Annotated in this window: 22 protein-coding genes, 1 pseudogene and 1 riboswitch; of the genes and pseudogenes, 10 read left to right on the top strand and 13 right to left on the bottom strand. The window is 60.6% G+C overall.

Features of this window, described 5'->3' with window-relative positions; genetic code table 11:
* Nucleotides 1-53: 53 nt before the first annotated feature.
* From F1640_RS13845 to F1640_RS13855, 3 genes are all read right to left on the bottom strand, one after another.
* On the bottom strand, nt 54-311 hold the full coding sequence (locus F1640_RS13845; RefSeq protein ID WP_194919704.1) for an SHOCT domain-containing protein: 258 nt from the start codon (nt 309-311) through the stop codon (nt 54-56).
* Complete coding sequence (locus F1640_RS13850; protein ID WP_194919706.1) at nt 308-721, bottom strand: hypothetical protein; 414 nt, start codon at nt 719-721, stop codon at nt 308-310. The genes F1640_RS13845 and F1640_RS13850 overlap by 4 nt, the downstream gene beginning before the upstream one ends.
* 178 nt (nt 722-899) lie before the next feature.
* Nucleotides 900-1,325 (bottom strand): helix-turn-helix domain-containing protein, encoded by a 426-nt coding sequence (locus F1640_RS13855; protein ID WP_194919708.1) that lies wholly within the window; start codon nt 1,323-1,325, stop codon nt 900-902.
* 132 nt (nt 1,326-1,457) lie between these two features.
* Here F1640_RS13855 and F1640_RS13860 point away from each other — a divergent pair, with 132 nt between their 5' ends.
* Genes F1640_RS13860 through F1640_RS13870 form a run of 3 tightly spaced genes read left to right on the top strand, consistent with a single transcriptional unit; the run spans nt 1,458 to nt 6,500 of the window.
* The gene (locus F1640_RS13860) at nt 1,458-3,377 is read left to right on the top strand and encodes a cytochrome c/FTR1 family iron permease (RefSeq protein WP_194921438.1); all 1,920 of its coding nucleotides are present in this window, start codon (nt 1,458-1,460) and stop codon (nt 3,375-3,377) included.
* Between the two features lie 12 nt (nt 3,378-3,389).
* Complete coding sequence (locus tag F1640_RS13865) at nt 3,390-5,570, top strand: cation-translocating P-type ATPase (RefSeq protein WP_206694685.1); 2,181 nt, start codon at nt 3,390-3,392, stop codon at nt 5,568-5,570.
* Nucleotides 5,571-5,627: 57 nt separating this feature from the next.
* Nucleotides 5,628-6,500, top strand: a complete 873-nt coding sequence (locus tag F1640_RS13870; protein WP_194919710.1) for an undecaprenyl-diphosphate phosphatase — start codon at nt 5,628-5,630, stop codon at nt 6,498-6,500.
* A 108-nt stretch (nt 6,501-6,608) separates the two neighbouring features.
* Here the strand turns inward: F1640_RS13870 and F1640_RS13875 are convergent, their stop codons facing one another.
* A complete protein-coding gene (locus F1640_RS13875) occupies nt 6,609-7,220 on the bottom strand; it encodes a sodium:calcium exchanger (protein ID WP_309229263.1) in 612 nt (203 codons plus the stop codon).
* A gap of 78 nt (nt 7,221-7,298) precedes the next feature.
* Here F1640_RS13875 and istA point away from each other — a divergent pair, with 78 nt between their 5' ends.
* Both istA and istB read left to right on the top strand, forming a co-directional pair.
* Nucleotides 7,299-8,810: an IS21 family transposase gene (istA, locus tag F1640_RS13880; RefSeq protein ID WP_066770782.1), complete on the top strand. Its 1,512-nt coding sequence runs from the start codon at nt 7,299-7,301 to the stop codon at nt 8,808-8,810.
* Nucleotides 8,807-9,646 carry an IS21-like element helper ATPase IstB gene (gene istB / locus F1640_RS13885; protein WP_066770779.1) on the top strand — a complete coding sequence of 280 codons (840 nt, stop codon included), beginning with the start codon at nt 8,807-8,809 and terminating at the stop codon, nt 9,644-9,646. Before istA ends, istB begins: the two co-directional genes overlap by 4 nt.
* 79 nt (nt 9,647-9,725) lie before the next feature.
* On the opposite strand, the gene F1640_RS13890 is transcribed toward istB, so the two are convergent.
* The 3 genes from F1640_RS13890 to arsB form a co-directional block, all read right to left on the bottom strand.
* Entirely contained in the window at nt 9,726-10,196 is a 471-nt protein-coding gene (locus F1640_RS13890) for a hypothetical protein (RefSeq protein WP_194919711.1), read from the bottom strand.
* A gap of 13 nt (nt 10,197-10,209) precedes the next feature.
* Nucleotides 10,210-10,361: riboswitch (yybP-ykoY riboswitch) on the bottom strand.
* A gap of 215 nt (nt 10,362-10,576) precedes the next feature.
* On the bottom strand, nt 10,577-11,305 hold the full coding sequence (arsH, locus tag F1640_RS13895) for an arsenical resistance protein ArsH (protein WP_194919713.1): 729 nt from the start codon (nt 11,303-11,305) through the stop codon (nt 10,577-10,579).
* Between the two features lie 3 nt (nt 11,306-11,308).
* Nucleotides 11,309-12,373 (bottom strand): ACR3 family arsenite efflux transporter, encoded by a 1,065-nt coding sequence (gene arsB / locus F1640_RS13900; protein ID WP_194919715.1) that lies wholly within the window; start codon nt 12,371-12,373, stop codon nt 11,309-11,311.
* 198 nt (nt 12,374-12,571) lie between these two features.
* Here arsB and tnpA (F1640_RS13905) point away from each other — a divergent pair, with 198 nt between their 5' ends.
* Entirely contained in the window at nt 12,572-12,991 is a 420-nt protein-coding gene (gene tnpA / locus F1640_RS13905) for an IS200/IS605 family transposase (protein ID WP_194919717.1), read from the top strand.
* Nucleotides 12,992-13,162: 171 nt separating this feature from the next.
* A complete protein-coding gene (gene tnpA / locus F1640_RS13910) occupies nt 13,163-13,582 on the top strand; it encodes an IS200/IS605 family transposase (RefSeq protein ID WP_194919717.1) in 420 nt (139 codons plus the stop codon).
* 76 nt (nt 13,583-13,658) lie between these two features.
* On the opposite strand, the gene F1640_RS13915 is transcribed toward tnpA (F1640_RS13910), so the two are convergent.
* The 4 genes from F1640_RS13915 to F1640_RS13930 are packed head-to-tail and all read right to left on the bottom strand — an operon-like array spanning nt 13,659 to nt 15,490.
* Nucleotides 13,659-14,162, bottom strand: a complete 504-nt coding sequence (locus F1640_RS13915) for an arsenate reductase ArsC (protein ID WP_194919719.1) — start codon at nt 14,160-14,162, stop codon at nt 13,659-13,661.
* A 10-nt stretch (nt 14,163-14,172) separates the two neighbouring features.
* Nucleotides 14,173-14,616, bottom strand: coding sequence for an arsenate reductase (glutaredoxin) (arsC, locus tag F1640_RS13920; RefSeq protein WP_194919721.1), 444 nt, complete (start codon nt 14,614-14,616; stop codon nt 14,173-14,175).
* Complete coding sequence (locus F1640_RS13925) at nt 14,613-15,134, bottom strand: arsenate reductase ArsC (RefSeq protein WP_194919723.1); 522 nt, start codon at nt 15,132-15,134, stop codon at nt 14,613-14,615. The genes arsC and F1640_RS13925 overlap by 4 nt, the downstream gene beginning before the upstream one ends.
* Entirely contained in the window at nt 15,131-15,490 is a 360-nt protein-coding gene (locus F1640_RS13930) for a helix-turn-helix transcriptional regulator (RefSeq protein ID WP_194919724.1), read from the bottom strand. Before F1640_RS13930 ends, F1640_RS13925 begins: the two co-directional genes overlap by 4 nt.
* A 105-nt stretch (nt 15,491-15,595) precedes the next feature.
* On the opposite strand from F1640_RS13930, the gene arsD reads away from it, so the two are divergent.
* Genes arsD through F1640_RS13940 form a run of 3 tightly spaced genes read left to right on the top strand, consistent with a single transcriptional unit; the run spans nt 15,596 to nt 17,692 of the window.
* Nucleotides 15,596-15,958 (top strand): arsenite efflux transporter metallochaperone ArsD, encoded by a 363-nt coding sequence (arsD, locus tag F1640_RS13935; RefSeq protein ID WP_194919727.1) that lies wholly within the window; start codon nt 15,596-15,598, stop codon nt 15,956-15,958.
* Nucleotides 15,959-15,969: 11 nt separating this feature from the next.
* On the top strand, nt 15,970-16,554 hold the full coding sequence (locus F1640_RS25730; RefSeq protein ID WP_305082351.1) for a TRC40/GET3/ArsA family transport-energizing ATPase: 585 nt from the start codon (nt 15,970-15,972) through the stop codon (nt 16,552-16,554).
* Nucleotides 16,538-17,692 carry an ArsA-related P-loop ATPase gene (locus F1640_RS13940; protein ID WP_309229264.1) on the top strand — a complete coding sequence of 385 codons (1,155 nt, stop codon included), beginning with the start codon at nt 16,538-16,540 and terminating at the stop codon, nt 17,690-17,692. Before F1640_RS25730 ends, F1640_RS13940 begins: the two co-directional genes overlap by 17 nt.
* Nucleotides 17,693-17,888: 196 nt before the next feature.
* Here F1640_RS13940 and F1640_RS13945 read toward each other — a convergent pair whose 3' ends face one another.
* Both F1640_RS13945 and parA read right to left on the bottom strand, forming a co-directional pair.
* Complete coding sequence (locus F1640_RS13945; protein WP_194919729.1) at nt 17,889-18,167, bottom strand: ribbon-helix-helix domain-containing protein; 279 nt, start codon at nt 18,165-18,167, stop codon at nt 17,889-17,891.
* Between the two features lie 4 nt (nt 18,168-18,171).
* A pseudogene (parA, locus tag F1640_RS13950) lies at nt 18,172-18,821 on the bottom strand (ParA family partition ATPase).
* Nucleotides 18,822-18,840: the final 19 nt, after the last annotated feature.

Consider the following 18,840-nt stretch of genomic DNA (forward strand, 5'->3'; position numbering starts at 1 on the left):
GTTTTGATGTTTATAGGAAGCACTGTCATAGGATTCACCCCAATCCCGCAATCCTAAGCCCCGAAATCGGCCTTCTTTTGCAGATATTCCTCCCGATCAATCTCGCCACTCGCATAACGCCGTTCGAGAATTTCGAGACTAGCGGGCAGATTTCTTGAGTCGGAGTTGTTGGACCAAAGCTTCAGGCCCAGGCGAATGAGGGCAACAACACCGGAAATCGCCAAAAGAAGCAGCAGAAGGGAGAAGATACCATGGAACATCATCCAGGTCCCCCAACTTGCATTCTGGCAGGCACCATTGGCCCACATCATGTCACTTGCCGCCAGGTACCAGTGCGTCGATTAACCTCAAAGCGTTGTACGAGTCCTTCCTTATCGACTGTCACGATATCCGCGATGATGATCTCGGGTGTGCTCATAACCACTTTTCCGGGTTTAAGACGTGGATTACCCATCATCGCAATGGAGCGCTCGATCGAACTCCTGACATCGTCGACAGAAAGATTGAGATTGGTTTGTGCTTGGCCATGCTGGCCCATCATGCCAGGCCCCATCGGCCCAGACCCCATCATGCCCATCATCCCGGATCCCATCATCATTCCGGATCCCATAGGGCATGGACTGACAGGAGGAGCTGACTGAGCAAAAGAGGTGCTCGCCAGAATGGCCGAACCGATGACAACTACGAGGCCAATTCGGCCAATTACGCTCACGCTTGGCATCGTATCACTCCTTCGCATCGCAACATCCGACTCCTGACGCAATGCCGACGCTACAACCTCCAGTCGCTGGAGGAGCAAGCATTGAATCCGTGCTTGAAAGATAGTCTTGAGAGTAGGGCACCGCGATTGTGGAAACACACAATGTGAAAAACCCACTCACATCGCGAGGTTTTGTGTCTCACTCCGTGTTGGGTAGGATAACACCGGCGATTGCCTCGATAACGCGGCAATCTGCGGCGCGGCCGCCATCACAGGAAGCAGCGACATCCACCAGTGCGCTGCGAAGCGTTTGCAGGCGGGCAATGCGCTCTTCTATGTCGCACAAATGCTGGCGCGCAATTGCCGCCGCTTCGCCGCAGTCGCGTTCAGGCTGATCCGATAGCGCCAGCAGTGAGCGGATTTCGTCGACTGAAAATCCCAGGCTGCGGCCATGGCGAATGAACGAGAGCCGCCGGACGTCCGCTGCATTATAGGTCCGCCTTCCAGATGCGGTCCGCATCGGACTCGGAAGCAGGCCGATGTCCTCGTAAAACCGTATTGTGTTGACCTTGGTGCCGGTTTGCCGTGCCAAGTCGCCAATTGCGAAACGCGCGGGGTCACTCATCTTAAGGCTCCATATTGCGAGCGGCTCGCAAAAACTGCTTGCTTCTATAGTAGCTGTAGATTGTATCGGAGAGGGATGAGCAAGCCCGAATTCGCGAATCACGCCCCGAAATCCATCAAGACCGCCGCCCGCATGCTGCGTCTGGCCGTCTTGGCAGTGTCGCTTCTGGTGGCGGGAACGGCCCCCGCCTTTGCCAACCCGAGCGATGAGGATGTCCAGACGGCCTGGCGGCTGCTCGACTATGTCGCGGTCGATTATGCGGGAGCAGTTGCCGACGGAAAGGTTAAGAGCCCGCAGGAATATGCGGAGATGACCGAGTTTGCCGGCGCGGTCGAAGCCAAACTTGCTGCCCTGCCGCCAGCAACGCAGAAGGCTGAGCTCTTGTCCGAGGCGAAAGCGTTTCGGGGTATGGTGGCGCAGAAAACCGCGCCGAATGATGTCGCGAAGTCCGCGCGGACGCTCGCCGCGCACCTGTTGACGGCCTATCCCGTCCCGCTCGCACCCGGCAAAACCCCTGATTTGGCGCGCGGCAAAGCGCTCTACGCGCAAAACTGTGCAGGTTGCCATGGCTTGAGCGGGGACGGTCACGGACCCGATGCAGCCAAGCTCAACCCCGTGCCGGTTGCCTTTGTCGATGCGTCGCGCGCCCGCGAAAGAAGCCCCTTTGCGCTCTATCAGGTGATCGGTCAGGGACTCGATGGCACTGCCATGCGCAGTTTCTCCGAATTGCCCTCACAGGACCGCTGGAATCTTGCCTTCTACATCGGCCGCTTCGCTTTCCCCGATGCCGGCAAGGGCGAGCAGCTCTGGAAAAGCGATGCCGCCTTGCATGGTCAGGTTCCCAATCTTGCTGCCCTCGCCGGGATGACGCCGTCCGTGCTCGGACGGCAGATCGGTCCCGACAAGGCTGATGCGGTCCTTGGCTATCTGCGGGCGCATCCCGAAGCCGTGAGCGAAGCCAAGGCCGGGTCGCTGACAGTTGCTCATGAAAAACTCCAGGCAAGCCTTGCCGCTTACGAGGCCGGCGACAGGGAGGCAGCCAAAAAGCTCGCGCTGTCTGCCTATCTCGACGGGTTTGAGCCCGTCGAGCCGGCGCTTGCGGCGCGTGATGCGACGCTGATGGGACGGATCGAGACCGAAATGGGCAATCTTCGCGCCGCCATCGGCCGCGGCGAACCTGTCAGTGCGGTCAAGGATCGCATGGCCGTCCTTGATGGGCTGTTCAGCGATGCCGAAGAGGTGCTGTCGCCCGATGCCGCCAGCACGGCGTCCACCTTTCTCGGCGCATTCACCATCCTGCTGCGCGAGGGCGTGGAAGCGCTGCTGATCGTGGTCGCCATGATCGCCTTTCTGCGCAAGGCGGATCGTGGCGAGATGGTTCGTCATGTCCACGTCGGTTGGGTCGCTGCCCTTGCCGCAGGAGCGCTGACTTGGGCTGTTGCAACCTTCTTCATTGGGATCAGTGGTGCAAGCCGGGAACTGACCGAAGGCTTCGGCTCTCTGTTCGCCGCCGTCGTCCTGCTGTCCGTCGGCATCTGGATGCACGGCAAGTCGCAGGCTGGGGAATGGCAGCGCTATATCAACGAGACACTCGGCAAGGCGCTGTCGCGGAGTTCAGCTTGGTTCCTGTTCGGCCTCACCTTCATTGTCGTCTATCGCGAGGTGTTCGAGACCATCCTGTTCTATGCAGCGCTAACCGCACAGGGGAACGGCGCGGTCATTTTGGCAGGAGCGGTCTCGGCGGTCGTCGTCCTGGCGTTGATCGCCTGGGCCATGCTGCGGTTCAGTGCCCAACTCCCGGTGGGCAAGTTCTTCAAATACAGCTCCTGGCTGATCGCCGTGTTGGCGGTCGTCCTCGCCGGCAAGGGCGTCTCCGCATTGCAGGAGGCGGGTATCATCGACATTGCCCCGCTTGCTCATACGCCCCGCATCCCGGTACTAGGCCTGTTCCCGACTTGGCAGTCGGTTGGCGCGCAACTGTTGACGATCGCAGTCATCGTGGCAGGGGGATGGTATAACGAAAGGCTGCCCCGCAAGGCGGTGGCGGCATGACGGAGTAGTCTCATGACCGATACTTGCTGCGGTTCAAGTTCAGCGCTCGTTTCCCGGGACGAGACAGTTCCGTCCGTGCTTTCGACTGCGCCTGAGTGTAGCAGCATCACTCGTCTGCGCATTGTGCAGATGGATTGTCCGACCGAAGAAGCGCTGATCCGCAAGAAGCTCGGCACCTTGAGCGAGGTTCAGGGGCTCGAGTTCAATTTGATACAGCGCATGCTGACGGTTGCCCATCGCACCGGGGCATTGCCCGCCGTCCAGACAGCCATTCGCGAACTCGGGATGGACGCCGAACTCTTCGAGCCGGCGGGCGATGAGGAGCCTCACGAGGAAGCCACCAAGCCGTGGTGGCCCTATGCCGGGGGCGGCCTTGCGGCGTTGGTCGCGGAGATTATTCACTGGTCCGGCTTGCCCGAATGGACAGTCGCGCTGGTCGCCTTGCTCGCCGTCGCCGTCTGCGGGCTCGATACCTATCGCAAGGGCTGGATTGCCCTGCGCCACGGCAATCTTAACATCAACGCGTTGATGAGCATTGCGGTGACTGGCGCGCTTCTGATCCGCCAGTGGCCCGAGGCGGCCATGGTCATGGTGCTGTTCGCCATCGCCGAGCTGATCGAAGCGAAGTCGCTTGATCGCGCGCGCAATGCCATTCGTAGCCTCGTCGACCTTGCCCCGGACCATGCCACCGTTCGTCAGCCGGACGGCTCATGGATCGATCGGCCCGCAGCGACGGTGGTGATCGGCGACCTAGTCCGGATCAAACCGGGACAGCGCATCGCACTCGATGGCACCGTCGCCAGCGGCCATTCTACGATCAATCAGGCGGCGATCACAGGCGAGAGCATGCCGGTCGAAAAGGCACCAGGCGATCAGGTCTTCGCCGGCACCCTCAATGAAGCTGGCTCCTTCGAATATGAAGTGACCGCCGATGCCGGTCACTCGACGCTGGCCCGGATCATCGAGGCCGTCGAATCCGCCCAAGGTGCCCGCGCACCGACTCAGCGTTTTGTCGACCAGTTCGCGCGCATTTACACGCCGGTCGTGTTCCTGGTCGCCATTGCCGTGGCCCTCGTTCCACCGCTGCTATTCGCTGCCAACTGGCTGGACTGGATCTACAAGGCACTGGTCCTGCTTGTGATCGCCTGTCCTTGCGCTCTTGTCATTTCGACTCCCGTGACGATCGTCAGTGGCCTCGCGGCAGCGGCACGCCGTGGCATCCTGATCAAGGGCGGCGTCTATCTCGAACAGGGGCACAGGCTTGCTGTGCTCGCGCTCGACAAGACCGGGACGATCACCCACGGCAAGCCTGCGTTGACCGATACCGTGCGGTTCGGCGCTGCAGAGGCGATCGATAGCCTAGGCATTGCTACCAGTCTCGCAGCGCGCTCGGACCATCCTGTTTCATTTGCAATTGCCGAAGCGGGCCGTAAGTCCAGCATCGCTTTGCTCGAAGTGACCGACTTTGCCGCGCTGCCGGGGCGCGGCGTGAAGGGCACGATTGGCGGCATCGACTATCTGCTCGGCAACCACCGCCTGATCCACGAAACCGGGGCATGCTCGCCTGCGATTGAGGCACAGCTCACCGAACTCGAAGCACAAGGCAAGACGGTCATTGTCCTGACCGATGGCAAGGAGCCGCTCATCCTCCTTGCCGTTGCCGATACCATTAAGGGCAGCAGCCGTGTTGCCATCCGGGACTTGCACGAACTTGGCATCGAGACGGTGATGCTGACCGGCGACAACTCCCGCACTGCGGCAGCCATCGCGCAGGAGGTGGGGATCGACAAGGCACTGGGCGACCAGTTGCCTGAAGACAAGCTCCAGGCGATTGAACGCTACATCCGAAATGGCCGATACGTCGGCATGGTCGGTGACGGCATCAACGACGCGCCGGCGCTTGCGCGCGCCGATATCGGCTTTGCGATGGGAGCCGCCGGTTCCGATACTGCCATCGAGACGGCCGACATTGCCTTGATGGACGATGACCTCAACAAGATCGCCCGCTTCGTGCGGCTTTCACGCAAAACGCGGGCCGTACTGATCCAGAACATCACCCTGGCGCTTTGTATCAAAGCTATCTTCCTGGCGCTGACGCTTGCGGGATACGGAACGATGTGGATGGCCGTATTCGCCGACATGGGAGCCAGCCTTCTCGTCGTTGCTAATGGCCTGAGACTGGTTCGTCAGTAGCACACACAGCAGCACCGCTTCGGGCTCGGCCATCTCCGCCAAAGGAATAGCACTGACATGACCGTTCCTTGCACAACAGGCATCGACACAGGCTTCATGACACTGGGCTATGCCAAGGTTGCCATATTGGGGGTTGTTCAGGGGATCACCGAACTCCTGCCGATTTCCTCGACGGCCCATATGCGCGTCGTCCCCGCCCTGCTGGGGTGGCGAGATCCCGGCTCGGCGTTTTCGGCTGCGATGCAATTGGCCGCGCTTGCCGCGGTTATCAGCTTTTTCTGGCAGGATGTGCGCAGCTTGGCGGTCAGTTCTGTATCAGCAATCCGTCAACGGCGGTTCAAAGATCCCGAGCTTTGCCTCGTAATCTGGATCGCTTTGGCGACGGTCCCGATCACGTTCGCAGGGGTTCTGCTGTCAGGCATCCTGAATACATGTAGTTCACCGCTACGCGCCTTGCCTGTGATTGGCTGGGCATGCATCGCTATGGCAGTGTTGATGGCCCTCGCGGAAATTCTATCACGCCACCGTCGCAGCGTTGAAAATGCATCACTGGTCGATGCACTGCTGGTCGGACTCGCGCAAGTCGGCGCCCTCATTCCAGGCGTCTCGCGTTCTGGATCCACCCTGACCGCAGCGCTCGCGCTCGGCTTCAGGCGCGAGGAAGCGGCGCGCTTCTCGTTCCTGCTGGGCATCCCGGCGATTGCTCTCGCCGGATCGAAGGAACTTTGGGAGCTCCACAAAGCCAATCTCGATATGCACGGTTGGTCGATTTTGGCGCTGGGCCTGATCGTCGCATCGATTTCGGCCTTCGCAGCAATCTGGGCGCTGATGCGCGCCCTCGAGCGTTTCTCGGCGTGGCCATTTGTTGTCTATCGCGGCCTGCTTGGCATCCTTTTACTCATCGCCTCGTCGAAAGCGTGGCTGATTTAACGCTGTTGCCCGTGATTTTGGCGGCTTGATCGTGCAGACGCCAACGCCGCCTTGCGGAGCGATCGTCACAACAGGATTTCCGCATCTCGGTTGATAGGCAAGCAGGACTCAGCCCAAGTGCAGAATCACGATGATGCTTGCAAACACAACATAGAGTAGCCCCATCGCGGCGAGGAGCCAGCGCGAAGCGTTACCCCGCCGAAACACGACATACATGATCAGGATTGCTGTCATTGTCGCCGCTGCTGCAACCAGGAGCGGCGGGGTCAGCAGCCAGGGCGTGAAGAACAATCCCAGCGCAGTCGGAACCGTCGCCTGGATCATCATCGCACCGGAGATATTGGCTAGCGCAAGCCGGTACTTGCCCTGCCGCACCCAGATCACCGCGTTCATCGTCTCGGGCAGTTCGGTCGCGATCGGGCTCAGCAGCAGCGCAAGCAACTGCGGCCTCAGGCCCAATACCGGCCCAAGAACCTCGAGCTGCGCCACGAAGGTGCGCGAGGCGTAGAAGATCACCACCAGCGCTACCAGGGTTTGCAGCACGGCTATGCGGGTATCAGGCTCCGCGCGACCTAGCTGAAACTTGAGAGGTTCGAGGCCTTCCTCGGCGTCGTCACCCTCGCCGCCAAGCTCCTGCCGGACGTAGAGCGCATAAGCGGCGAGGAACAGCAGGCCGAGCCATGGCTTCCATGTGTGCAGGGCGGTGACAAAACCAGCCACTGGAACGCCAGCGAAGTGCTGAGCGTGGCGGAGTAAAAACCGGCCAGTGGTAAGGCTGCCCTTTTGAGGGCGGCCGGGATGTATGCCGTGGAAGTTTACGCGAGTGTTCGGCAGTTTGTGTTTGTGCAGGGGCGCAGCCAGCGAGAGGCCGCGCGGGTCTTTGGATTAAGCCGGGAGACGATTGGCAAGATCTGCCGATTTTCACTGCCACCTGGCTATACGCGCACGAAGCCGGTGGAGAAGCCGAAGCTGGGGCCTTTGCTGCCGGTGGTTGACGCGATTTTGGAAGGTGACCGGACGGCGCCGGTCAAGCAGCGACACACGGCGAAGCGGATCTTCGAGCGGCTGCGCGATGAATATGGCTATGGCGGCGGCTACACGGTGGTGAAGGACTATGTCCGGCTGAGCCGGGTGCGTGGCCGCGAGACATTTGTGCCGCTGGCGCACCCACCGGGGCATGCGCAGGTGGATTTTGGCGAAGCGGTGGGCGTGATTGGCGGTGTGGAGCAGAAGATCCACTTCCTGTGCATGGATTTGCCGCAGTCCGATGCCTGTTTCGTGAAGGCTTTCCCGCGCGAGACGACCGAGGCATTTCTGGATGGGCATGTATCGGCCTTCGACTTCTTTGGCGGCATTCCCCAGTCGATCCTCTACGACAACACGACGATTGCGGTGGCCAAGATTCTGGGGGACGGCAAGCGTGAGCGCACACGTGCCTTCAGCGAGCTGGTCAGCCACTACCTGTTTTCTGACCGCTTCGGCCGACCCGGCAAGGGGAATGACAAGGGCAAGGTCGAAGGGCTGGTCAAATACGCGCGCCGCAACTTCATGACGCCCAAGCCGCAGGCGGCGAGCTATGACGCACTGAACGCGGCTCTTTTGGAGCGCTGTCATGCGCGGCAAGGCGAACGTGCTGGCCGCCATGCCCAGACCATCGGTGAGCGCATGGTTGCTGACGTTGCGGCGCTACGCCCACTACCGCCGGTGCCATTGGAGCCATGCGAGAGGCGCAGCGCCCGTGTGTCATCGACGGCGCTGGTGCGGTATCGCGGCAATGATTACTCGGTGCCCACAAGGTTTGGGTTCCAGGATGTGGTGGTGAAGGGCTTCGTGGACGAGGTGGTGATCCTGTCCGGCGCCGAGGAGATCGCCCGCCATGTGCGCAGTTATGGCAGCGGCGATTTTGTGGCCGATCCGCTGCATTATCTGGCGCTGATCGAGACAAAGCCGAATGCTCTCGATCAGGCGGCTGCACTGCAGAATTGGGCCTTGCCCGATGTCTTTGCCCACCTGCGGCAATTGCTGGAGGGACGCATGGGCCGCAAGGGCAAGCGCGAGTATATCCAGGTCTTGCGCTTGCTGGAAGCGATGCCCATGGCCGTGGTGACCCATGCTGTCACTCAGGCGATCCACATGGGCGCGATCAGCTTTGATGCGGTGAAGCAGATCGCACTGGCCAGGATGGAACGGCGGCCCGCCAGGCTTGACCTGACGACCTATCCCCACCTGCCAAGGCTGGATGTGAAGGTCACGCAGGCGGCTGATTATGCGGCTCTGATGCCCCAGGTCTCGAAGGAGATGGCAGCATGAGCCGGGCGCCCGATGACAACCTGCCCACCGGCACCACCGCTGGTGCGCCACAGGTGCTGCTGGCCCACCACCTCAAGCAACTCAAACTGCCGACCGTTTTGCGCGAATATGAGAAAGTAGCCCGGGAGTGCGCGCGTGATGGTGTCGATCATCCCCGCTATCTACTGCGCCTGATCGAACTGGAACTGATCGACCGTGAGCGGCGCACTGTCGAACGCCGGATCCGTGCTGCCCGGTTCCCGGCCGTCAAAAGCTTCGATACCTTCGACTTCACCGCCATCCCCAGCCTCAACAAGATGCTGACGCTGGATCTGGCGCGCTGCGAATATATCCTGCGGCGCGAGAATATCATTGCGCTGGGCAATAGCGGGACGGGCAAAACCCATGTGGCGCTCGCCCTGGGGCTGGCCGCCTGCCAGAAGGGCTTCACCGTGACCTTCACCACCGCCGCGGCGCTGGTGAACCAGTTACTGGAAGCCCGCGACGAGAAGCGGCTGCTCAAGATGCAGCGCGAGTTGGCTGCAGTGAAGCTGCTGATCATCGACGAACTGGGTTACGTCCCGCTCTCGCCCACCGGCGCGGAGCTGTTGTTCGAGACCTTCTCCCAGCGCTACGAACGCGGCTCCACCATCGTTACCTCCAACCTGCCGTTTGAGGACTGGACGCAGGTGCTTGGGTCCGAGCGCCTGACCGGCGCATTGCTGGATCGTTTGACCCACCACGTCAGCATCCTGACCATGAATGGTGACAGTTACCGCCTAAAGCAGTCAGCCAGTCGCCGTCGCGCCACTGCCAGCGGGGCGGAGCAAAACCAGGCCACCGTCGACGAAAACTGACCCATCAAAACGGCCAAAAGCAAAGGGCCCCGATCGGGGCCCTTTGCTTTGCACCTGCCGCAACATCAGTGGCCTACTTTTACTCCGCCACAGTGGCCGGTTTTTGCTCCGCCGTTGACATCCATGCAAACGCCAACATGCCCAGACCAATCTTGGCCAAGAAAATGGCGAGAAACCAGCCCTGGTCGGTGCTGAGCCGCTGGAACACGTGACGAATTCCGGGCGTGTCAGTCAGTTGCTTGCCCGTCAGCAACAGCATGATGCCGACGGTCGCATAAGCGATGGTAGACAGCGCCAATGGCCCGCCAAGCGCGGCGCCCACACCCAATTCTTTGGCCGCAGCGCTCGTGCCGAATGCCACCGCGACGAGGGTGACGACACTTTCTGGCAATGCCGTGCCGAAAGCTGCGAGGATCGTGCCAGTCGCCTTCTGGCCTACGTCAAATTTCTCGCCCACCCATTCGACGCCGTTCACGAAATACTCGCAGGCGAGATAGATGACGATTGCTGACCCGAGTAGCAGCGCAATCGTGAGCGGTGAGGCAGGCATTGCAAATTCCCGGGGCCGGATGCTGAGCACATGAACCGTGCACGCGCCCGACCCAGGCGCACGCCGATCCATGGTCTCGCCGAACCTGTAAGGCCGCACATGCCATGGCCGAAGCCAAGTTTGTTGACATGTGCTCCGCTGCGAATGCGGATGGCTACTCCCCAAGAGAACTATCCCTATGCGCACGCAAGTACGGGCTGTCAACCGCTCAAAGAGCGCGAAGACCCTTGCAGTTCCGGCCTAATGGAATAAGTATCTCACCTTATAATTTCTTTATTTAATTGTATAACTTCTAATTTATTGTAATTTTAATTGAAATTAAATGCAAATATGAAAAATATAGTCAATAATTAATTATTGAGATGCGTAAAATATAATACTTATGAGGATGGTGCCGGTTGACCACGCTCCACCCGCTCGGAATAGCGGTCGACCAACTGGTCGGCGTGCGGGCGCAGCAGCACCGTGAAGCGCACCAGTTCCTCGCACACATCGACGATGCGGTCATAATAGGCTGAGGGCTTCATCCGGCCCGCCTCGTCGAACTCCTCGTAGGCCTTGGCCACCGAGGACTGGTTGGGGATGGTGAACATGCGCATCCAGCGCCCCAGAATGCGCAAAGTGTTGACCGAGTTGAACGATTGCGATCCTGCGCAGACCTGCATCACTGCCAGCGAGCGCCCCTGCGTCGGGCGCATGCCCTTCATCGCCAGCGGCAGATGGTCGATCTGGGTCTTCATGATGCCGGTGATCTGGCCGTGACGCTCGGGGCTGCACCACACCTGTCCTTCGGACCACAGCGAATGCTGACGAAGCTCAGCCACCGCCGGGTGATCGTCGCCAGCCACCTGATCGGGTAACGGCAAATCCGAAGGGTTGAAGATCCGCACCTCACAGCCGAAATAGATCAGCAGACGCGCCGCTTCCTCCACCACAAGGCGCGAATACGACCTTTCCCGCAAGGAGCCGTAGAGTAGCAGGATGCGCGGCGGTGGGTTCATCGCGCCCAACCCCTCGGCGGGATGGCGGTGAGCATATTCAGGCTTGAGCGCAGGCAGGTGATCAGGATCGGACAGATCGAGCAGACGGGTGAAAGTCATGTCGATCATGACTCAAGCCTCCGCCGGCACAGTATCGGCAAACCAGCGACGGCCGAACCAGAATGCGACATTGACCAGCAAGATCAGCACCGGCACTTCCACGAGCGGACCGATCACCGCAGCAAAGGCGACCGGCGAGGCCAAGCCGAAAGCGGCAATGGCCACCGCGATCGCCAGCTCGAAATTGTTGCCCGCTGCCGTGAACGCCACAGCGGTGGTGCGCGGGTAATCGGCCGCGATCAGCTTGCCTATGAAGAAGCTGATTGTGAACTGCACGGCGAAATAGATGGTCAGCGGGATGGCGATGCGGATGCAGTCGCGCGGCAGGGTAAGGATCTCCCCCCCCTTCAGGCTGAACATGGCAACGATGGTGAACAGCAGCGCCACCAGTGTCACCGGCCCGATCCGCGGCAGGAATTGGGTTTCATACCATTCCACCCCCTTGGCCGAGACCAGGACGCGGCGCGTCAGGAAGCCCGCGGCGAAGGGAACACCCAGATAGATCAGCACGGCCTGCGCGATGGTGAGGAAGCTCACGTCGATGACGTGCCCGGCCAAGCCCAGCAGCGGCGGCAAAAATGCGAGGAAAAACCAAGCATAGACGCTGAAGAACAGCAATTGGAACACCGAATTGAACGCCACCAGCGCGGCAACATACTGGTTGTCACCCTTGGCCAGCTGGTTCCACACGATGACCATGGCGATACAGCGCGCTAGGCCGATCAGGATCAGGCCGGTCATATATTCCGGCTTGTCCGAGAGGAACAGCACCGCCAGACCAAACATCAGCACCGGGCCAATGATCCAGTTTTGCACCAGCGAGATTGCCAGAATGCGCCTGTCGGCAAAGACCTTGGGCAATTCCTCATAACGCACACGCGCCAACGGCGGATACATCATCAGCACGAGGCCAATGGCGATGGGGATGTTCGTGGTTCCGACGGACAATGCATTGATGGCATGAGGCAGACCGGTGAACGCGGAGCCCAGCCCAACCCCCAACGCCATGGCGAGGAAGATCCACAAGGTGAGGTATCTGTCGAGAAATGACAAACGGGGGCGACGGGATTGGGTCATCGATGATTTCCTTCGCAGCCCGACCGCATTGACAAGCGAAAGGCCGCAGTTGTTTTAGAGTCTCGCTTCTGGGAGGAACCCCTCCGACTTCAGTCGGATACTGGCTTCAGCCTTAGACTCGCTCGATAGCCTGTAACCTCGGAAAAAATGAGACAGCCCGTAGGGCGTTGAGTCTCATTTTTTCCGAGGTTACAGGCTATGGGCTACAAGAGCGGTTGTCACACGACTTTTCATCATCGCTACCATCTCGTCTGGGCACCGAAGTACCGTTACAAGGTGCTCATCGGCGATGTGCGCCTCAGGGTGCGCGAAATCATCAAGCAGGTATGCGACGAAATGGGCGTGACCATTGTCAACGGCGCACTGTCTCGCGATCACGTCCACATGTTCGTCGAAATCCCGCCGCACGTCTCGGTCAGCGACTTCGTGCGCCGTGCCAAGGGCCGGTCATCGCGTAAAATCCAGCAGGAGTTCGAACACATCCGCAAGCGCTATTGGGGACAACGCTTCTGGCAACGGGGCTACTTCTCGACCACCTCCGGCAACATCACCGATGACATCATCATCCGTTACCTGGACCGACATACCCACAAGGACGGCTTCAGCCCCTCCACGTGATCCTACCGGCGTCAGCCGGTTAGTCATTCAGAGTCTCGCTTCTGGGAGGAACCCCTCCGACTTCAGTCGGATACTGGCTTCAGCCTTAGACTCGCTCGATAGCCTGTAACCTCGGAAAAAATGAGACAGCCCGTAGGGCGTTGAGTCTCATTTTTTCCGAGGTTACAGGCTATGGGCTACAAGAGCGGTTGTCACACGACTTTTCATCATCGCTACCATCTCGTCTGGGCACCGAAGTACCGTTACAAGGTGCTCATCGGCGATGTGCGCCTCAGGGTGCGCGAAATCATCAAGCAGGTATGCGACGAAATGGGCGTGACCATTGTCAACGGCGCACTGTCTCGCGATCACGTCCACATGTTCGTCGAAATCCCGCCGCACGTCTCGGTCAGCGACTTCGTGCGCCGTGCCAAGGGCCGGTCATCGCGTAAAATCCAGCAGGAGTTCGAACACATCCGCAAGCGCTATTGGGGACAACGCTTCTGGCAACGGGGCTACTTCTCGACCACCTCCGGCAACATCACCGATGACATCATCATCCGTTACCTGGACCGACATACCCACAAGGACGGCTTCAGCCCCTCCACGTGATCCTACCGGCGTCAGCCGGTTAGTCATTCAGCTGGAAGAGATCGACCGAAGCCCCTCTCTCACGTCGATAATCAGATCAGGCAGCGCCTTCCATCTGGCCAATCTCGGACAGCTTCGCCTGAAGCTCTGCCTTGTCCATCGTCTCGAACGGCAGGGCCAGCAAGGCCTCGGCGCGCATCGATAGCCAGCGCCACGTATCCTCGAAGGCTGCGTCCTCGGCCGCCTCGCCTACCTCATCCGCTGGATCGCTCAGCCCCCAATGGGCCCGCAGCGGCGTGCCGGGAAACACCGGGCAAGCTTCGCCCGCGGCATTGGCGCAAACCGTGATGACGAGATCGATATGCGGCGCATCGGGCGCGGAGAACTCAAGCCAGCTCTTCGAGCGGAATGTGCTGGTGTCGATGCCGCGTCGCGCCAGCAGGCGCAGGGCACCGGGATGCGGCACGCCCTTGGGCTTGCTGCCTGCGCTGTAGGCCTGAACGCGGCCCGGTGCGAGGTGGTTGAAAATCGCTTCGCCCAGGATCGAGCGCGCGGAATTGCCGGTGCACAGCACCAGAATCGAAAACACAGGCTTGGTCATAGGTTCTCTCTCAGGCGCTGACGATGCGGTTGCCGTCGGCGTCGACCACCTGCTCCCCATCTTCCTTGGCAAAGGCGCCACGCTGGGATGCCGGGATCAGATCCAGCACCTCTTCCGAAGGACGGCACAATTTCACGCCCAGCGGCGAGACCACCAGCGGCCGATTGATCAGGATCGGATGCGCCATCATGGCATCGATCAGTTGCGCGTCGGTCAGATCGGCATTGCCAAGCCCCAGTTCGGCAAAGGGCGTGCCCTTCTCGCGCAGCAGCGCACGAGCCCCAATCCCCGCCCGCGCGATCAGGCTTTCAAGCATTTCGCGCGAGGGCGGGGTCTTGAGATATTCGACCACATGCGGCTCGATGCCGGCATTGCGGATCATCGCCAGCGTGTTGCGCGAGGTGCCGCATTCCGGGTTGTGGTAGATGATGATGTCAGTGATTTGCGTGGTCATTGTGCATCCTTGGCCATCTGGGTGGCGCCTTCTTCCTTGCCAATCTTGCGCACGCGCTGCTCGAGTTCGAGACGGGCGAGGCCAGAAGTCGGCAGCGATACAAACAGTTCGATACGGCGGCGCAGGTGGCTCATCGCCTTGTAGAAGGCGAGTTTTTGGCCCGGACCTTCAACCTGCGCTGGATCCTCGATGCCCCAATGCACGGTCATGGGCTGGCCGGGCCACACCGGACAGGTTTCGCCGGCCGCATTGTCACAAACCGTGATAACGAAATCCATCTCGGGCGCGCCCTCAGCCTCGAACTCGCGCCAATTCTTGGAACGGAAGCCCTCATGCGGGAAATCGTATTCCTTGAGCAGTTCGAGGGCCATCGGGTGAACCTCACCCTTGGGGTGGCTGCCGGCGCTGAAGGCGCGAAACCGGTCACCGCCCAAATGCGTGAGCAGGGATTCCGCAAAAATCGACCGGGCCGAATTGCCGGTGCACAGGAACAGCACATTGAATACACGTTCAGTCATGCGACATCCTCCTCTGGGTCATTGGCTGTAGCCATTGGCTGTGGGCAGCACATTTCTTCCGTTGTGCAGGGAACCCCGCCGCAGCAATTCTCGGTCAGATAGCCCATCAGAGCGTTCATCACGCCATAGTTGGCGCTGTAGATGATCAGGCGGCTTTGACGGCGCTGGGTTACAAGCCCGGCGTTCGCCAAGGCCGCCAGGTGGAAGCTCATCGACGACGCCACCAGACCCAACTTCTCTGCAATGGCCCCAGCGGGCATCCCTTCATCGCCAGCCTGCACCAGCAGGCGGAAGGCAGCGAGGCGATGCTCCTGAGACAAAGCGCCCAAGGCGCGAATGACCATTGCAGAATCCATGTCACATTCCTATATTTTGACTGTTATAGAAATATGACATTCGTTCGCACAGTCAAGAGGGCTTGGATCGCTTGCCCCCTTGATGGCCAAGTCGAGGATACCGCGATGAAGAAGCTTGAAGTCTACGATCCCGCCATGTGCTGCTCGACCGGCGTTTGCGGTCCTGACGTTGATCCGGCGTTGGTGACGTTTGCGGCGGACCTCAAGTGGGTGGCCGCACAGGGCGTGAGCGTGCAGCGCTATAACCTCGGGCAAGAACCGCAGGCGTTCGCCGCCAACCCGGCTGTGGTGAAGGAAATGGAAGCGGGCATGGACCGCCTGCCGATCATCGCTGTCGATGGCAGGATCGTCTCGACCGGCGTGCATCTCTCGCGCGAGCAACTGGTACGCAAGCTTGATCTGGGCACTGCCGCCGCGCCTGCCGATCAGGCTTCGTCTTGCTGCTCGCCCAAATCCGGTTGCTGCTGAGGAAATCTCCCATGCCCCTGCCTGTTCTTGAAACGCGCTACTCGTTCTTCACCGGCAAGGGAGGGGTTGGAAAAACATCGCTGTCCTGCGCTTGCGGCCTGGGTCTGGCCGATTCGGGCCGCAAAGTGCTGATTGTCAGCACCGACCCTGCCTCGAACCTGTCTGAAGTGCTGGGCACGGAACTCGGCTCTGATCCGACCGCCATCACTGGCGCCCCCGGCCTTTACGCGCTCGACATCGATCCGGAAGCGGCGGCGCGCGACTATCGTGAGCGTATGGTGGCGCCCTATCGCGGCATTCTGCCTGAAGCTGCAATCACCAGCATGGAAGAGCAATTCTCCGGTGCGTGCAGCGTGGAAATCGCCGCCTTCGATGCCTTTGCGAAACTGCTGGGTGTGCCCGGCGCCACCAGCGCCTTCGATCATGTCATCTTCGATACGGCCCCCCCACCGGCCATACCTGCGCCTGCTGACGCTGCCTTCGGCGTGGAGCGAGTTCATCGCCTCTTCCACTGGCGGTGGCTCGTGCCTCGGGCCACTCGCCGGACTGGAGCAACAGAAGGAACTCTATGCGGCAACGGTGGCGCATCTGGCTGACCCGACGATGACGACGGTGGTATTGGTCAGCCGCCCTGAACGCGCCGCGCTGCGTGAGGCAGAGCGCACGAGGGGCGAACTGGCGGAGCTGGGCGTCAGTAACCTTCGCTTGGCCCTGAATGGCGTATTTGTTGCGGAGGTGGCTGGTGACGCCATCGCCGATGCCATGACGGCGCGGGGGCAAGAGGCTCTCGCGCAGATGCCTGCTGGCCTTGCCGCTTTGCCGACAAGCGAGACGCCGCTGATGGCACTGGGCACTGTCGGGCTGGACGCACTGCGCATGTTGTCGAAGGGCACCACGTCTACACCAGCCCAGATGGGCGCGCTGGAGCCGATTGATTTGCCCGGGAGCCTCGATCCGCTGATCGATGAAATCGCCGCCTCGGGTCATGGCCTGGTGATGACAATGGGCAAAGGCGGCGTAGGCAAGACAACCGTCGCAGCACACATTGCCGTCGAACTGGCCCGCCGTGGGCACAAAGTCACGCTCTCCACCACCGATCCTGCCGCCCATGTGCACTATGCCGTGGCCGAGGACATTCCCGGCTTGACGGTAACCCGTATCGATCCAGTCGAGGAACTGGCCACCTATCGCGAGGAAGTGATGGCCAAGGCGGGAGCCAATCTCGATCCCTCCGGCCACGCCATGCTGGAAGAGGATCTGCGCTCTCCTTGTACCGAAGAAATTGCCATATTTCGCGCCTTTGCCCGGACGGTCGACGAGGGCGCTGGTCAGTTCGTCGTGCTAGACACTGCGCCGACAGGCCACACGATCCTGCTTCTCGACGCGGCGGAATCCTATCATCGCGAGGTCCTGCGCACGCAGACCGAAATGCCCGAGAGCGTGAAGGCACTACTGCCTCGGCTGCGCGATCCAGCTTTCACCCATGCGATCATCGTGACGCTGGCCGAGGCAACGCCGGTCCACGAGGCCGAGCGTTTGCAGAAGGATCTTGTCCGCGCGGGCATCAAGCCCTTTGCCTGGGTCATTAACCAGAGCCTGCTGGCAAGCGGAACTGCGCATCCCCTGCTGATGCAACGAGGTGCGCAGGAGCGAGGCTTTATCGAGCAGGTCAGGTTCGGTCTCGCAAGCCGCTGTGTGTTGATTCCGTGGGGGAGCGTGGGTTTAACGCAGTAACTTGACGGGTATCCTGCCTCAGGGATGACAGGGTAATGCCAGGCCGAAGGTTGCGCTTCAAATCGCAGTTGTAACGGTTATTCCCGAGCGTGGCACCTATCTGACATCGTTCGTAATCGAGAGCCGCTTCTCAGCGGGACCAACGAAGGCTGGCGCGGGCCGACCTCCGGCAGGAAGACGAAAAACTGGATTGCCTTCATTCCCCCACCGGGCTCTGCCCATACTTGCGCAGCACATCATTGAAGGCCTCAGCCATCAGTTCCTGAAGGCTGAGGCCATGCTTGCGAGCGCAAACGTGCATGGCCATCGACATCTCGGGCGAGAAGTACGCGGCGATGGCCTTGCGCCCAGCGCGGCTGTTCGATCTGGGAGGGGTGTTGGCCGATATGGAGGCACGAGCATCCGCTCCAATACCGGGAGTGGAAGGTTGGGCGTCCACCTTTGGCTTGTCAGCGAGATTGGCAAATCGGCCCATATGTTCACACTCCCTCTCGTTCGGTTGTGGACATGTTCACATGCGCGATGGTCCACAAGTGAAACGCGGTGATCTCCGCAGAGGCCTTGCCCTCAGGCTCGAACTCGATGACCGAGGCGCCTGCTGCGCAGGCATGCCGATAGACTGCGCGATCAGGCAGGGTATGCGGGCAAGCCTCGATCCTAAAACTACGAACCAATTCTGCCGCTTCCTCATACATGCGCGGCGCTTGGGGCGGGCCTGCGGTGAAGACCACAAAGGCTGGCTTGTCAAACAGACGCACGAGACTGACCGTGGTCTTGATGGCCGCGAGATCAAAGGCGCTGGGCCGGCAAGGGATCAGCACCAGATCAGCCACCTCCACCGCTCTGCTGGCCGCACTGTCGGCATGGGGCGGGCGTGTCGATGACGATGAAGGTCGCGCCTTGGCGCTGGGCCGCCTCGACCTTGGCCTGGATGCGTGGCGGTGCGCTGTCGATCACTTCGGGAGCCTTGTCGGCGCGCCATGCACCCCATTGGCTGGCGGTGGCTTGGGGGTCGGTGTCGATGATGAGGGCAACAGCGCCCCGCCGCTTCGGCGGCGGCAGCCAAATTTACCGACAGCGTGGTTTTGCCTGAGCCGCCCTTCTGGCTGACGATGGCTATGATGGTCATGACAATTTCCTTGCCCGTT

It is taken from the genome of Novosphingobium sp. NBM11 (assembly GCF_015390225.1).
GTDB lineage: Bacteria > Pseudomonadota > Alphaproteobacteria > Sphingomonadales > Sphingomonadaceae > Novosphingobium.

Excerpts from the sequence above, each read along its gene's own strand:
- F1640_RS13855 (WP_194919708.1), bottom strand. The coding sequence starts at position 1,325 with ATGAGTGACCCCGCGCGTTTCGCAATTGGCGACTTGGCACGGCAAACC.
- arsC (WP_194919721.1), bottom strand. The coding sequence starts at position 14,616 with ATGACCACGCAAATCACTGACATCATCATCTACCACAACCCGGAATGC.
- arsD (WP_194919727.1), top strand. The coding sequence starts at position 15,596 with ATGAAGAAGCTTGAAGTCTACGATCCCGCCATGTGCTGCTCGACCGGC.
- arsB (WP_194919715.1), bottom strand. The coding sequence starts at position 12,373 with ATGACCCAATCCCGTCGCCCCCGTTTGTCATTTCTCGACAGATACCTC.
- istB (WP_066770779.1), top strand. The coding sequence starts at position 8,807 with ATGAGCCGGGCGCCCGATGACAACCTGCCCACCGGCACCACCGCTGGT.
- F1640_RS13945 (WP_194919729.1), bottom strand. The coding sequence starts at position 18,167 with ATGGGCCGATTTGCCAATCTCGCTGACAAGCCAAAGGTGGACGCCCAA.
- F1640_RS25730 (WP_305082351.1), top strand. The coding sequence starts at position 15,970 with ATGCCCCTGCCTGTTCTTGAAACGCGCTACTCGTTCTTCACCGGCAAG.
- tnpA (WP_194919717.1), top strand. The coding sequence starts at position 12,572 with ATGGGCTACAAGAGCGGTTGTCACACGACTTTTCATCATCGCTACCAT.
- F1640_RS13930 (WP_194919724.1), bottom strand. The coding sequence starts at position 15,490 with ATGGATTCTGCAATGGTCATTCGCGCCTTGGGCGCTTTGTCTCAGGAG.
- F1640_RS13870 (WP_194919710.1), top strand. The coding sequence starts at position 5,628 with ATGACCGTTCCTTGCACAACAGGCATCGACACAGGCTTCATGACACTG.
- tnpA (WP_194919717.1), top strand. The coding sequence starts at position 13,163 with ATGGGCTACAAGAGCGGTTGTCACACGACTTTTCATCATCGCTACCAT.
- arsH (WP_194919713.1), bottom strand. The coding sequence starts at position 11,305 with ATGATCGACATGACTTTCACCCGTCTGCTCGATCTGTCCGATCCTGAT.
- istA (WP_066770782.1), top strand. The coding sequence starts at position 7,299 with ATGTATGCCGTGGAAGTTTACGCGAGTGTTCGGCAGTTTGTGTTTGTG.
- F1640_RS13925 (WP_194919723.1), bottom strand. The coding sequence starts at position 15,134 with ATGACTGAACGTGTATTCAATGTGCTGTTCCTGTGCACCGGCAATTCG.
- F1640_RS13915 (WP_194919719.1), bottom strand. The coding sequence starts at position 14,162 with ATGACCAAGCCTGTGTTTTCGATTCTGGTGCTGTGCACCGGCAATTCC.
- F1640_RS13860 (WP_194921438.1), top strand. The coding sequence starts at position 1,458 with ATGCTGCGTCTGGCCGTCTTGGCAGTGTCGCTTCTGGTGGCGGGAACG.
- F1640_RS13890 (WP_194919711.1), bottom strand. The coding sequence starts at position 10,196 with ATGCCTGCCTCACCGCTCACGATTGCGCTGCTACTCGGGTCAGCAATC.
- F1640_RS13845 (WP_194919704.1), bottom strand. The coding sequence starts at position 311 with ATGATGTGGGCCAATGGTGCCTGCCAGAATGCAAGTTGGGGGACCTGG.
- F1640_RS13850 (WP_194919706.1), bottom strand. The coding sequence starts at position 721 with ATGCCAAGCGTGAGCGTAATTGGCCGAATTGGCCTCGTAGTTGTCATC.
- F1640_RS13865 (WP_206694685.1), top strand. The coding sequence starts at position 3,390 with ATGACCGATACTTGCTGCGGTTCAAGTTCAGCGCTCGTTTCCCGGGAC.